The organism is Pseudomonas sp. DVZ6, from assembly GCF_024259445.1.
GTDB classification, from domain to species: Bacteria; Pseudomonadota; Gammaproteobacteria; order Pseudomonadales; family Pseudomonadaceae; genus Aquipseudomonas; species Aquipseudomonas peradeniyensis.
This window is the reverse complement of record NZ_JANCLM010000010.1, coordinates 42994-56812: the sequence shown is the minus strand read 5'-3', so window position 1 is coordinate 56812 and position 13819 is coordinate 42994. Positions and strand designations below refer to the sequence as shown.

Sequence of the window (13819 nt, the reverse complement as noted above, 5' to 3'; positions counted from 1 at the left end):
GGTAATGGCAAGTTACCTTTAGCCCAAGCACCGGTCTATCCGGGTGGTTTAGGCTCCCGCGTCGGATCTTTCTCCCTGATCCGCAGTCTTTGGTTTTATCGAGAGAATAAGGAGATGCCCATGCTCGTCCGGTTACTGACCCTCGCCACCTTGCTCGCCGTAGCAGGCCCCTTGTATGCCGCCGACAGCGACGCGCCCCTGGCCAAGGAACTGGGCAAGGCCAGGCCACTGGTGGTCATTGCCCCGAGTTCGGCCGACCCGACCCTGCGCGGCCTGGAAGAGGCGCTGAAAGATCCCGCCACCCAGGCCGGATTCAAGGAGCGTGGCCTGGTGTTGTACAGCGTGGCCCAGATGATGGGTAAGCGTGAGGACAAGAACCTCGAGCAGCAGACCACCATGGCCCTGATCCGCGAGCTCAAGCTGGGCGCGAGCAAGGGCACCAAGGTGATCCTGGTGGGCAGGGACGGCGAGCGCCATATGCTCAAGGACGACGACAGCGGCGCGAAGCTCGACCCGCAGGTGATCTTCAAGGCGGTCGACGAACTGCCGGCCAGCGAGAAGGCGGTCATCGCTCCCGAGCCCGTCGCCGCCGCGCCCGCCGAGCCCAAGGCAAAGGACAGCAAGGCCAAGCCTGCGAAGCCCGCCAAACCTGCCGCACCACCCAAGCCGCTGGAGGACTGACACCTCTGCCACGGCCCTCTGCGTGATCAGGGGGCCGTTCGTGTATCTCTGTGTATCTGTGCCTCGCCGCGACCCACTGGCATACAAAACATCGCCTGCCTCGATACATCCGCGACACACCGCTGCGGCTCAATGGCTCCACTTTCCAACCACAGTGGAGCGACACCATGAAAACGACCCGTCAAACCCTCGGCCTGCTCGGCGCCACCCTGCTCGGCGGCATGGTCCTGGGCAACAGTGCCTTTGCCGTAGAACCCCTGGCCCAGGGCTACCAGCTGGCCGCCGCCAAGACCCCGGGCGAAGGCAAGTGCGGCGAGGGCAAGTGCGGTGCCGGCGGCAAGGCCACGCAGAGCGAAGGCAAATGCGGTGAAGGCAAGTGTGGCGCCAGCGCCAAGGCCGGAGCCGAGGGCAAGTGCGGTGAGGGCAAGTGTGGCGACGCCTCGTTCGCCCGCACCGACAGCAACCACGACGGCAAGGTCTCCCGCGAAGAGTTCCTGGCCGTGGCCAAGGACCGCGCGGCTGACTTTGACAAGATCGACCGCAACCACGACGGCTTCATTTCCGAGCAGGAGGCCCACGATCACCTGGCAGCGATCTACAAGGCCAACGGCAAGGCCATGCCTGATGGGCTGTTCAGCCACCTGACCGGCAAGTCCTGAAGCCTGTCGCGGGGCCAGCCCGCTCCCACGCATGACATTGTGGGAGCGGGCTGGCCCCGCGATGCCGTTCAACGCCCCACGGAGCCCTCCGATCATGCCCCAACCCCAATTGCACACCGGCCTCGGCCTGCGCCGTGGCCTGCTGTCCGACCTGCTGACGATGGAGGCGGATGCGGTGGACTTTCTCGAGTGCGCCCCGGAAAACTGGATCGGCGTCGGCGGCGCCTTCGGCCAGGGCCTGGCGCGCCTGGCGGAACGCTTTCCCATCGCCTGCCATGGCCTGTCGTTGTCACTGGGCGGTACCGCGCCGCTGGACCGCAGGTTCCTCGAGCGCACCCGACAGTTCCTCGACCGCCACCAGGTGCGGATGTACAGCGAGCACCTGAGCTATTGCAGCGACGACGGCCATCTCTACGACCTGATGCCGATTCCCTTCACCGAAGAGGCCGTCCACCATGTGTCCGCACGCATCCGCCAGGTCCAGGACGTACTTGGCCGGCGCATCGCCGTGGAGAACATCAGCTATTACGCCGCGCCGTACCAGGCGATGCCCGAACTGGACTTCGTCCGCGCCGTGCTTGACGAGGCCGACTGCGACCTGCTGCTGGATGTGAACAATGTCTTCGTCAATGCTTGCAACCACCGCTACGACGCACGGGCCTTCCTCGCCGGCCTGCCTCGCGAGCGGGTAGTGAGCATGCATGTGGCCGGTCATTACGACGAGGCACCGGACCTGAAAGTCGATACCCACGGCGCGCCGGTCAAGGAGGATGTCTGGGCGTTGTTCGCCGACGCCTGCCGACGCTTCGGGGCGCAGCCCACCGTGCTCGAGCGCGACTTCAATTACCCGCCGCTGGCCGAACTGCTGGCTGAAACGGCGCGGATCCGCAGCCTGCAACGTGCCCACGGAGCGCCAGGCCATGACTGAGACCCTGCGCACCCAGCAGTTCACCCTGGCGCGCCACCTGCGCGACCCGGCCGCCAACCCGCCGCCGCCCGGCATTGAGGCACGGCGCCTGAAGGTCTATCGCGAGCTGTTCTACGGCGCCATCGAAGGACTGCTGGCCGGCAGCTTTCCGGTGCTGCGCCGGACCCTGGGCGATCAGCGCTGGCATGCGCGGGTGCGTGATTTCTACGCCCATTACCGCAGCCAGACACCACTGTTCACCGAAGTCGCCGAGGCATTCCTCGACTACCTGCAGGGTATCGAGCCCGATACGCCCTGGCAGCTGGAACTGGCGCACCATGAATGGATCGAGGCGCAGCTGTACCTGAGCGATGCCGAGGATCCGCCGCACGACCCGGGCGGCGACTTGCTCGAAGGCGAGCCGCTGCTGTCATGCGTGGCGCGGGTACTGGCCTACCGTTGGCCGGTGGAACGCATCGGCCCGGACCACCAGCCGAGCGAAGCGCCGGAGCAGCCTACCCTGTTGCTGGTCTACCGCGACGCCGACCTGCAGGTACGTTTCGCCCGCCTGGCGCCGCTGGCCTGGCAGCTGCTGATGGGCCTGCCCGGCACCGGCCGCGAGCGTTTGCGCGCGCTGGGCGATCAGCATCTGCAGCAGGGGTTGCACCTGCTGCATCAATTGCGCGAGCAGGGCATCATTGTCGGGACCGTGCAGCGCGCGGTGCCGTAAAAACAGAAGGGGCGCCATCTGGCGCCCCTTCGTCGTGCAGCTTAGGCTTCAGCGTCCCACGGACGATCGCCTTTTTCATCCTTGACGCGGGTCGGCAGGCCCATCACGTCCAGCGCCTTGAGGAACGGCTCGGCCGGCAGCTCCTCGACGTTGACCATGCGCCCGGCGTCCCACTCGCCACGGGCGACCAGCAGCGCGGCGGCCACCGGCGGCACGCCGGCGGTGTAGGAGATGCCCTGGCTGTCAGTCTCGGCGTAGGCTTCTTCGTGATCAGCCACGTTGTAGATGAACACTTCGCGCGGCTGGCCATCCTTGGTGCCCTTGACCAGGTCACCGATACAGGTCTTGCCGGTGTAGCCCGGGGCCAGCGAGGCCGGATCCGGCAGCACGGCCTTGACCACTTTCAGCGGCACCACTTCCAGGCCTTCGGCGGTCTTGACCGGTTGCTCGGAAAGCAGGCCGAGGTTCTTCAGCACGGTGAACACGTTGATGTAGTGCTCGCCGAAGCTCATCCAGAAACGTACGTTTGGCACGTTCAGGTTCTTCGAGATCGAGTGCACCTCGTCGTGGCCGGTCAGGTACAGGTTCTGCGAACCCACCACCGGCAGGTCGTCGGTACGCTTGACTTCGAACATGGTGTTGCTGGTCCACTGGCTGTTCTGCCAGCTCCACACCTGCCCGGTGAACTCGCGGAAGTTGATTTCCGGGTCGAAGTTGGTGGCGAAGTACTTGCCGTGGGAACCGGCATTGACGTCGAGGATGTCGATCGAATCAATGCGGTCGAAATACTGCTGCTGCGCGAGTTTCGCGTAGCTGTTCACCACACCCGGGTCGAAGCCGACACCGAGAATGGCGGTAATGTTCTTCTGCTGGCATTCCTCGAGGTGTTTCCACTCGTAGTTGCCATACCAGGGCGGGGTTTCGCAGATCTTGCCCGGTTCTTCGTGAATCGCGGTGTCAAGATAAGCGACACCGGTATCGATGCAGGCGCGCAGCACCGACATGTTGAGGAAGGCGGAACCAACGTTGATCACGATCTGCGATTCGGTCTCGCGGATCAGTGCCTTGGTCGCCTCGACATCGAGGGCGTTGAGCGAGAAGGCCTGGATGTCGGCGGGTACCTTGAGGCTACCCTTGGCCTTGACGCTGTCGATGATGGCCTGGCATTTGGAGATGTTCCGTGACGCAATCGCAATACGACCCAGTTCGTCGTTATGCTGTGCGCACTTGTGGGCCACCACCTTGGCGACACCTCCTGCACCAATGATAAGAACGTTCTTCTTCAATTCAGCTTCTCTCCTTCATGAAAGCCTGTCTTACGACAGGCTCGAAACGTAGTCGTCGAACCCAAACTCGCGCACCACCTCGACGCTGCCGTCGAGCTGCTTGACCGCGATGGACGGCATTTTCAGACCGTTGAACCAGTTTTTCTTGACCATGGTGTAACCGGCGGTGTCGACGAACGACAGGCGGTCACCGATCTGCAGCGGCTTGTCGAACTGATACTCGCCGAAGATATCGCCGGCCAGGCACGACTTGCCGCAGACCATGTAGGTGTGTGCGCCGTCGTTGGGCGCCATCTTGGCGTTGAGGCGATAGATCAGCAGGTCGAGCAGGTGCGCCTCGATCGAGCTGTCGACCACGGCCAGGTGCTTGCCGTTGTACAGGGTGTCGAGCACGGTCACTTCCAGCGAGGCGCTGTTGGTGATGGCCGCTTCGCCCGGCTCCAGGTAGACCTGCACGCCATATTTTTCCGAGAAGGCTTTCAGGCGCGCGCAGAACGCGTCCACCGCGTAGTCTTCGCCGGTGAAATGGATGCCGCCACCGAGGCTGACCCACTCCACCTTGTGCAGGAGGTGGCCGAAGCGCTCCTCGATGTGCGTGAGCATCTTGTCGAACAGGCCGAAGTCGCCGTTCTCGCAGTTGTTGTGGAACATGAAGCCGGAGATCTTCTCGATCACCTTCTCGATCTTTTCCGGGTCCCACTCGCCCAGGCGGCTGAATGGGCGCGCAGGGTCGGCCAGCAGGTAGTCGGAGCTGCTCACCTGCGGGTTGACGCGCAGGCCGCGCACCTTGCCCTCGGATTGCTCGGAAAAGCGCTCGAGCTGGCCGATGGAGTTGAAGATGATCTTGTCGCAGTTCTCGAGCATCTCTTCGACTTCATCGTCGGCCCAGGCCACGCTGTAGGCGTGGGTCTCGCCGGCGAATTTCTGGCGGCCGAGCTTGAGCTCGTACAGCGAGGAGGAAGTGGTGCCGTCCATGTACTGCTGCATCAGGTCGAACACCGACCAGGTGGCGAAGCACTTGAGGGCGAGCAGGGCCTTGGCCCCGGACTGCTGGCGCACATAGGCAATCTTTTCCATGTTGCCCAGCAGTTTCTGTTTATCGATGAGGTAGTACGGCGTCTTGATCATTTAAAGGCCCCCGGCCAGGCCGGCCAAAAAAAGGACACGCATTGTGCCTTCACTTGCCGCGCTACGAAAGGGCGCGAGACGCATTTCGTCCGAGTTGCGCTGCTCTTCGTTGGCGAAGCGCCATCAGGCCCGCGGCTGTGCCGTCCCTGGTGCCGGACCGGTCCGCGCCGCAATGGCCGACCGACAGCCTTTTCCTGCTGGGGCAACAGCAAGTTGAACAAACGAATGTGACTATCGTAATCGGCTGTTCCCGGGCGCAGCGAGAATCCGATGAGCGCGGGAAGAGAGCGATCATTCAATGCTTTGCAGGTAAGATAGGCGTTATATTTTTATTGATATAGCGATCAAGCGATCCTGCCCAATGGCCATGGTTCCGGGCGCAGGCTGCGCAGCAGCAGGTTGGCCTGGGCCTGGGTGGATGCGTGGGTTGGCTTGATCTGCCCCGAGCTGCCGGGAGCCATGCCGAAGCGGAAGGTCGCCAGCGACGTGGACCAGAGGAACAGCAGCAGATGCTCTGGCGCGGTCCGCACGATCAGCCCGCGGTCCATCCACTGCGCCAGGCATGCCAGGGTCTGCCGGGCACTCTGCTGCAGCAGCTCGGCGCGCTCGCCTGGCAGTTGCCGGGCGCCATGCAGCATTTCCTTGAGCCATACCCGCACGGCACCGGGATGACGCCGCGCCACTTCGGCCTTGGCCTTGAAGTAGCGGGGCAGGGCCTGCTCGGGGTGAGCGTCCGGCACCAGGCTGCGCGCGGCGCGTAGCAGCGGCTCCATCACCAGGTCGAGCACGGCTGCGTAAAGCAGGCGCTTGTTGCGAAAGTAATAGAACACATTGGCCCGGGGCAGGCCGGCGCGGGCGGCGATATCATCGACCCGGGCGGCGGCGAAGCCGTGGTGGGCGAACTCTTCGCTGGCGGCAGCAAGGATCAGTTGCAGGTTGCGGTCACGGATACTGGGCATGGCAAACATGTACTTCTGAATCGATATGTTCAAAAGTATATAGCGGTGGCGTGCTCGCCGAAGCAGCACGGATTCCTGTGCGCAGATCACCCAGCCCTTCGGGCTACGCTGTCGCGCAGGGAACTGTTATCCCTGTGGGAGCGGGTTCACCCGCGAACACCGGCGAAGCCGGTGCCATACACCGCATCGCGGGGCAAGCCCGCTCCCACGCTACCCAGTCAAATCAAAGAATTATGTTTTGTTCCATGAGAGCGGGCTTGCCCTGGATCAAAAATTAGGTTTTGTTCCAGCAGAACGGGTCTGTGTCGAATCAGCAGGTCGCTCGCCAGGCGCGGATCTGCTCCAGCGTGGCGGTGGCGCCGCCGCAGACGATCACCAGCACATTGCCGTAGGCCGCCATGGCCTCGGGGTGTTCGAGCAGGGCCAGCGCGGCGCCGCAGGCCGGCTCCACCAGCAGGCGATGGTCGCGCAGCAGCCGCTCGCAGGCGTCGAGGGCTTCGCGGTCACTGACCAGGTGGCTGAGCACCGGCTGCTGGCGGGTGCAGGCCAGCGCCTGCTCGGCGACCCGCTTGGCGCCCAGCGAAGTGGCCACCGAGGCGATGCGCGGCAGTTCCACGGTATGCCCGGCGGCCATGGCGGCGTGCAGCGACGCCGCGCCGTCGGTCTCCACCGCCAGTACCGGTACGTCGTGCCAGCCGTTGCGCTGCAAGCCCTCGACCACCCCGCAGAGCAGGCCGCCGCCGCCAACCGAAAGCACCACCGCGTCGGGCTTGAAGCCTGCTGCGGCGACTTCGTCGATCATGCTGGCGTGGCCGGTCCACAGCAGCGGATCGTCGAACGGGTGGATGAAGGCGTCGTCCGCGCCGACCAGGGTCTGGGCGTGCTCATTGGCTTCCTGCCAGGAACTGCCGCGCACGACCACGCTGGCGTCTTCCAGGCGTAGCAGTTCCGTGGCCCGCTCGGTGGTGGTCTCGGGCACCACCACGGTCACCGGCACACCGAGCTTGCGCCCGGCATAGGCCACCGCCAGGCCGGCGTTGCCGCCGGACGACGAGACGAAATGCCGGGCACCGCGGGCATGGTGGACCTCGCAGGCGTGGCCGACGCCGCGCAGCTTGAACGAGCCGCACGGTTGCAGGGCTTCGAGCTTGAGCCACACCGGGCGGCCGGCGCTCAGGGACAGCGGGCGGGATTCGATCAGTGGGGTAGGAATGTGCAGCGGCATGATGGGCTCCGGGATTCAGTCGCGGGCAGCCGTGGCGGGTTCGCCGCGCAGCTGCTCCAGGTAGTTGTAGATGGTATAGCGGGTCACGCCGAGGGCCTCGGCGGCTTTCTCCACGCCACCCTTGACGATGAACAGGCCGCGCTCCTGCATGATGCGCACGGCCTCGACCTTGGCCTGTTTGTTCATCCGCCCCTGGCCGCTGCGTTGCAGCGCATCCTGGATGATCCCGGCCATCAGCGCGGTCATGTCGGCCGCCTCGTCGGTCACCGCCAGTGTGGCGCCCAGTGGCTGGAAGTGCTGGAGAAAGGCCATGACGGCATCCAGGCCGGTGACATCGGTGTTCACGCACAGGCTGGCGAAGGGCTGGCCGTCGCGATCACGGAAGATCGCCGTGGCGCTGCGCAGGCTGCGACCCTTGAGGGTGGTGGGGTAGTCGGGCAGCACCACTGGCGCGCAACCTTGTTGGTCGGCCGAGGCCTGCATCAGCGCCTTGAAGCCCTGGTCCTGCTCGGGGGCGGCGAGAATCGGACTGCCGACCCGGCGGCCGGAGAGATGGCCGTTGACGATCGCCACCACCGAGCGCTCCGGGTGCTCGAGGTCGTGCAGGAGGATTTCGACGTTGCGTGGGACGACACTGCCCAGGGCCTGCAGGGTGGCCTTGAGGATGGTCAGGGTGAGCTGGCGTTCTTCGAGGAGGATCATGGCGTCATGCAAATATCAACATAAAGTTGATATTTGCATGATTTGTTGAGTTTTACCAGCGTGCTCGTTGATCACGCCCCCTCAAGTCTTGCGCGATCCTTGTAGGAGCGGCCTTGTGCCGCGAAAGGGGCGCACAGCGACCCCGGCGATCTTTGCCTGATCACTGAGCCTGGGGCTGCTACGCAGCCCTTTCGCGGCACAAGGCCGCTCCTACAGGATGTGGCCGGTACTTCAGCCTTGTGGGTCCGCCAGCTTGGGCGTGCGCGGCGGGATCATGCGGCGCGAGCCAGTCGACTCGAAGGCGGCAGCAAATTTCAACAGATTGTTGTCACTGTAGGCCTTGCCGGCAAAGGTCAGGCCCACCGGCATGCCGATATCGGCCATCACGCCCATCGGCACGGTCACGGTCGGTACGCCCAGGTGACGGATCGCCAGGTTGCCGTTGGCCACCCAGATGCCGTTGCTCCAGGCGATATCCGCCGATGCGGGGTTCACATCGGCGTCCGCCGGGCCGACGTCGGCCACGGTGGGGAACAGCACCGCATCCAGGCCCTGGGCGTCCATCCAGTCTTCCAGGTCGAGCTTGCGGGTGGCTTCCAGGCCGCGCAGGCCATCGGGCACGCTGGCGATCTGGTCCCAGGTCTTCAGGCCGCGCTTGGCCATGTTGACGTATTCGTCCATGCCGGCGGCCAGGTCGTCCTCACGGTTGGGCAGGGTGCCCGGGTCGTGGGGGAAGATCCGCGGGCCGTCGACATCGGCCAGGCGGTTGAGCTTGGGATCGTCGTTGGCGCGCAGGAAGTCGTCGAAGGCCCAGCCGGACAGCTCCCACAGTTCGTCATGGAGGAATTCCTTGCTGACGATGCCGCGGGTGAACACGGTCGGCGCGCCCGGGCGGTCGCCCTCGCAGTTGGACACCAGCGGGAAGTCGGTCTCGACCACTTCGGCACCGGCCGCTTCCAGCGCCTGGCGGGCTTGCTTCCACAAGTCGATCACGCTGGCGCGGGTGTTGATGCGCTGGCCGGTCGGGCCGCCGATGCCGGGCTTCTGCGAGGTACCGGCTTCGCTGTCGGCGTTGATGTACATGCGTGGCACGGCGAAGCGCTTGCCCTTGAGCGACTCGGCGCCCACGGCGAGGTCCAGGTACGACTGCGGGCGCACGCTGGAGGCGGCCGGGATCGGCACCCAGGGCTGCAGACGCCACAGGTCGCCGCGGCTGTCGGCGTCGTCGGCCACCACCACGTCGAGGATTTCCAGCAGGTCGGCCATGGTCCGGGCGTAGGGCACGACCACGTCCATGGTCGGCGTCAGCGGCCAGTTGCCGCGCACCGAGATCACCCCGCGCGACGGGGTGTAGGCGCACAGGCCGTTGTTCGAGGCCGGGCCACGGCCACTGGACCAGGTTTCCTCGGCCAGGCCGAAGGCGCTGTAGCTGGCAGCGGTGGCGGTGCCGGCGCCGTTGGACGAGCCGGAGGCGAAGGGCGCGGTCAGGTAGGCGGCGTTGTACGGGCTCTCGGCGCGGCCGTAGACGCCGCGCTGCATACCGCCGTTGGCCATGGGCGGCATGTTGGTCTTGCCCAGGCAGATGGCGCCGCCGGCGCGCAGGCGCTCGACGGTGAAGGCGTCACGCTGGGCGACCAGGTCCTTGAACGCCGGGCTGCCGGAGGCGGCGGTCAGGCCTTTGACCAGGTAGCTGTCCTTGGCGGTGTAGGGAATGCCGTCCAGCGGGCCGAGGGTTTCGCCACGGGCGCGGCGGGCATCGGAGGCTTCGGCCTCCTTGAGCGCGTCAGGGTTGCGCACAACCACGGCATTGAGTGCGGTGGCGGTGTCCTTGCCATCGTAGGCGTCGATGCGCGCCAGGTAGGCCTTGACCAGTTCGACGGCGGTCGTGCGGCCGGACTCGAGCGCGTCGCGCAGCTCGGCAATGGAAACCTCGGTTACCTCGATCATGCTGTCACCACAGTTGTGCAGGTGGAAAAATCATGGCGCGAGTGTAGCAAGAAGGTCCCGATGGGCGCAGGCATGCAGTGGCGAAATGCTTCGTTGCAGCGCGGCATTCAGGCGCTTGCGGGGCAGGGCTGAATAACCGGGGAGCGGCGAACCGCCGCTCCCCCGTTATCGATGGGCTTTGCTGATTACAGCAACTTGCGCTGTACCGCCTCGTCCAGGGTGCTGCGGGCCAGTTCGCGGACCACGTCGCGGGTATCGGCCTGGAACGGCAGGCCGACGATCAATATCAGCTGCATCCAGGTGCGCACCGACTCGCTCTTGCTGACACGGCCGATTTCCTTGCCGTCCTTGTCCTTGAACACGGTCTCCAGGGTGAAGGTGTTCTTGGCGGTCGACGGCACGATGAAGAAGGTGAAGCCGGTGATGAACGCCGAGGCCACGACGAACTGCTCATGGTTGGTCAGGGTCGATTCGGCGTACAGGTCGGCCGTGCCTTTCTGCGTGGTCACCTGGGTGAAGCGTCCGGACTCCTGGTAAGTCTCGGTGAGGGTCTTTTCCCACATCTGCGCCTGGGCGCCGGCGGCGGCGGTGGCCGGGTTGTTGTTGGCCTTGAAGAGCGACGTGCTGCGCAGGTAGGCACTTGGCTTGACCGCCTCGACGCTGGCCTTGGGCGGCCAGGTGCCGACCGGGGGCAGGTCGCCGGTGGAGTAGGAGACGCAGCCGCCGAGCAGCAGTGCGCCGAGCAGCAGCAGGTGTTTGAAGCCGTTCATGGGGTGATCCCTTCTTTCAACGTTTGGCCAGTTGCACGGTGGCGGTGTCCATCAGTTCGGTCACCAGCTGGTTGAGCTGTTTCGAGCCCATGGTCGGTGCCCAGTATTCGCGGCCATACAGGCCGACATTGCGCTCGAGCTTGACCTGGTCCTTGGCCCTGGCCAGCTCGCTGCCGTTGCGGTCGACGATGACCAGGTCGCCGGCGACATCGAAACTGTCGACATAGATCGGGCCATTGACCCAGATCCACAGCGTCAGCGTCAGCAGGGCGCCGGGGAAGTAGCCCGGGTGCGGGGCGCGACGGCCCTTGAGGGAGGTCATGTCGAACTTCAGCAGCACGTCCTGCTCGTCGAGGCGAGTGGGGTACTCGCTGATGGCCTTGAAGTAGCCGCCTTTTTCCACGTACTGGCCAAGCTGGCTGGTCAGCGAGCGGCTGATGGTGGTGCGCGTGGCTTCGTCGATGCCGGGGGCGGACACCACCACGTCGGCAATCTGCGCGGTGCGTGGGCTGGTGACCGAGGCAGGGTGTGGCGGGGTGCCGACGGGGCCGGTGACGTTATAGGAAATGCAACCGGTCATGGACAGCAGAGCCGCCAGGGTGGCGGCTCGCAGCAGTGTGTTCAACGTGGGACTTCCTTGCACAGGTGTGAAATCTGAGCAGGATGACGGCCGCGTTGCAGGGAACTTTAGGATGCGATGCCATTAAATTGATATCGCCCTGGGAGCAGGGCCGGCAATCGACCCCGTTCGATATCAGGCAAGGTCCGCCGCCGAATGGCGTTCCGCCACCTGGCTGGCTTCCTCGCCCCAGGTCCGATTGACCCGGGTGCCGCGTTGTACGGCCGGGCGCTGGGCGATGGTTTCGGCCCAGCGCTGTACGTTCGGGTATTCGTGCACCGCGAGGAACTCCGCCGCGCCGTACAGGTTGCCACGCACCAGCTGGCCATACCAGGGCCACACGGCGATGTCGGCGATGCTGTACTCGGGGCCGCCCAGGTAGGCACTTTCGCCCAGGCGGCGGTCGAGGACGTCGAGCTGGCGCTTGGCTTCCATGGTGAAGCGGTTGATGGCGTACTCGAACTTTTCCGGCGCGTAGACGTAGAAGTGGCCGAAACCTCCGCCCAGGTAAGGCGCCGAGCCCATCTGCCAGAACAGCCAGTTGAGGGTTTCGGTGCGCGTGGCGATGTCCTTGGGCAGGAAGGCGCCGAACTTTTCCGCGAGGTACAGCAGGATCGAACCGGACTCGAACACCCGCACCGGCGGTTCGACGCCGCAGTCGAGCAGGGCGGGGATCTTCGAGTTGGGATTGACCTGCACGAAGCCGCTGGCGAACTGGTCGCCCTCGCCGATGCGGATCAGCCAGGCGTCGTATTCGGCGCCGCCGTGGCCGAGGGCCAGCAGTTCTTCCAGGAGGATGGTGACCTTGACGCCATTGGGCGTGGCCAGGGAGTACAGCTGCAGCGGGTGCTTGCCGGTGGGCAGCGGCTTGTCGTGGGTGGGCCCGGCCACCGGACGGTTGATGCTGGCGAACTGGCCGCCGGAGGGCGCCTCGAAGGTCCAGACCTTGGGCGGAACGTAGGGCTTGCTCATGGGGAATCTCCAGTATGGCGCTATGCAGGTGGACTGCTTTCTATGCCATGGATTCGCCAATAGTCACAAGCGCGACATGCTCTGTGTAGGAGCGGCCTTGTGCCGCGAAAGGGGCGCGAAGCGGCCCCGGGGTTTCAGCGTTGATGCATCAATCGCCGGGGCTGCCATGCAGCCCTTTCGCGGCACAAGGCCGCTCCTACATGGTCCGTGCAGGGGCTGCGGGCTGGGGCGCGGGCTTTTTCGCAGGTTTCAGCCGCGACACCCCGAACAACACCAGTACCAGCCCGGCCACCTGGTACAGCGAGACCGCCTCGCTGAGGATCAGCCAAGACGCCAGCATGGTCAGCACCGGCCCCAGGTTGCCCACCGCCGCCGTGTGCGTGGGGCCCATGCGCTGGATCGCCAGGGCCACCCAGTAGATCGGCAGCACCGTGGAGAACAACGCCATCAGCGCCGCGTTGAGCCACACCGCGCTCGGCAGCTGCAGCAACGGCGCGACATCCGCCACCAGCAGGTAGTGGGCCAGCACCATCAGCGACGAGGCGCTGCCGCACAGGCCGGCCAGGCGCATCGAGTTCATGCGCTTGAGCATCATCCCGGTACCGGAGTAGTACAGGGCATAGGTCACCGCGCTGGCGAATACCCACAACGAGCCGACCAGCACCTGGTTGCCGCCGCCCGCGCTGCCGATGTCATGCACGAAGGCGATGCCCAGCCCCAGGTAGCACAGGCCCATGGCCGCCAGCGTGCGCAAGGTGGGGCGTTCGCGTTGGACGACGGCCTGGATCACCAGCACCAGGGTCGGGTAGGTGAACAGGATCAAGCGCTCGAGGCCGGCGCTGATGAACTGCAATCCATAGAAGTCGAACAGGCTGGCCAGGTAGTAGCCGAACAGGCCGAGCAGGGCGACCCGCAGGCCATCGCCGGCGCTCAGCGGCGCTCCGCCCTGGCCGCGGCTGGCCCACACCAGCCAGGCGAACAGCGGCAGCGACAAGGCCATGCGCAGCGCCAGCAGGCTGATGGCGTCCACGGGGCCGGCGAGCTTGACGAAGATGGCCTTGAAGCTGAAACCCAGGGCCGCGAGCACGGCATACAGGCTGCCGTTGGCGAGGGCGCGGTGGAGCGGGGCGGGCAGGTGGGTCATGACAGGTCCGTGACGGCAAAGGGGCGTGGCTTATTCTGCGCAGAACGCAGGCAGGCTAGAATCGCTTTTTCTCGAACATGGCGTTCTGAT

14 protein-coding genes are annotated in these 13819 nt (G+C 65.3%); 4 read left to right on the top strand and 10 right to left on the bottom strand.

Features of this window, described 5'->3' with window-relative positions:
* Window positions 1-120 precede the first annotated feature (120 nt).
* The 4 genes from NMG10_RS07940 (at window position 121) to NMG10_RS07925 (ending at window position 2977) form a co-directional block, all read left to right on the top strand.
* Window positions 121-681 (top strand): DUF4174 domain-containing protein, encoded by a 561-nt coding sequence (locus NMG10_RS07940; RefSeq protein ID WP_203652377.1) that lies wholly within the window; start codon window positions 121-123, stop codon window positions 679-681.
* 167 nt (window positions 682-848) lie between these two features.
* Window positions 849-1340 (top strand): EF-hand domain-containing protein, encoded by a 492-nt coding sequence (locus NMG10_RS07935; RefSeq protein ID WP_110733818.1) that lies wholly within the window; start codon window positions 849-851, stop codon window positions 1338-1340.
* Between the two features lie 94 nt (window positions 1341-1434).
* On the top strand, window positions 1435-2268 hold the full coding sequence (locus NMG10_RS07930) for a DUF692 domain-containing protein (protein WP_254464126.1): 834 nt from the start codon (window positions 1435-1437) through the stop codon (window positions 2266-2268).
* Entirely contained in the window at window positions 2261-2977 is a 717-nt protein-coding gene (locus tag NMG10_RS07925) for a DUF2063 domain-containing protein (RefSeq protein WP_254464125.1), read from the top strand. Before NMG10_RS07930 ends, NMG10_RS07925 begins: the two co-directional genes overlap by 8 nt.
* 41 nt (window positions 2978-3018) lie before the next feature.
* Here the strand turns inward: NMG10_RS07925 and NMG10_RS07920 are convergent, their stop codons facing one another.
* From NMG10_RS07920 to NMG10_RS07875, 10 genes are all read right to left on the bottom strand, one after another.
* Complete coding sequence (locus NMG10_RS07920; RefSeq protein WP_028691662.1) at window positions 3019-4263, bottom strand: saccharopine dehydrogenase family protein; 1245 nt, start codon at window positions 4261-4263, stop codon at window positions 3019-3021.
* Window positions 4264-4293: 30 nt separating this feature from the next.
* On the bottom strand, window positions 4294-5391 hold the full coding sequence (nspC, locus tag NMG10_RS07915; protein WP_232855531.1) for a carboxynorspermidine decarboxylase: 1098 nt from the start codon (window positions 5389-5391) through the stop codon (window positions 4294-4296).
* 344 nt (window positions 5392-5735) lie between these two features.
* The gene (locus NMG10_RS07910) at window positions 5736-6350 is read right to left on the bottom strand and encodes a TetR family transcriptional regulator C-terminal domain-containing protein (RefSeq protein WP_254464124.1); all 615 of its coding nucleotides are present in this window, start codon (window positions 6348-6350) and stop codon (window positions 5736-5738) included.
* Between the two features lie 310 nt (window positions 6351-6660).
* Window positions 6661-7575, bottom strand: a complete 915-nt coding sequence (locus tag NMG10_RS07905) for a pyridoxal-phosphate dependent enzyme (protein WP_254464123.1) — start codon at window positions 7573-7575, stop codon at window positions 6661-6663.
* A 15-nt stretch (window positions 7576-7590) separates the two neighbouring features.
* On the bottom strand, window positions 7591-8277 hold the full coding sequence (locus tag NMG10_RS07900; RefSeq protein WP_254464122.1) for a transcriptional regulator: 687 nt from the start codon (window positions 8275-8277) through the stop codon (window positions 7591-7593).
* A 231-nt stretch (window positions 8278-8508) separates the two neighbouring features.
* The gene (locus NMG10_RS07895; protein ID WP_232855527.1) at window positions 8509-10224 is read right to left on the bottom strand and encodes an amidase; all 1716 of its coding nucleotides are present in this window, start codon (window positions 10222-10224) and stop codon (window positions 8509-8511) included.
* 185 nt (window positions 10225-10409) lie between these two features.
* Entirely contained in the window at window positions 10410-10994 is a 585-nt protein-coding gene (locus NMG10_RS07890) for a hypothetical protein (RefSeq protein WP_254464121.1), read from the bottom strand.
* 16 nt (window positions 10995-11010) lie between these two features.
* Window positions 11011-11574, bottom strand: coding sequence for a hypothetical protein (locus NMG10_RS07885; protein ID WP_203652631.1), 564 nt, complete (start codon window positions 11572-11574; stop codon window positions 11011-11013).
* A 174-nt stretch (window positions 11575-11748) separates the two neighbouring features.
* A complete protein-coding gene (gene yghU / locus NMG10_RS07880; protein WP_254464120.1) occupies window positions 11749-12585 on the bottom strand; it encodes a glutathione-dependent disulfide-bond oxidoreductase in 837 nt (278 codons plus the stop codon).
* Between the two features lie 196 nt (window positions 12586-12781).
* Entirely contained in the window at window positions 12782-13729 is a 948-nt protein-coding gene (locus NMG10_RS07875; RefSeq protein WP_254464119.1) for a DMT family transporter, read from the bottom strand.
* Between the last annotated feature and the right edge of the window lie 90 nt (window positions 13730-13819).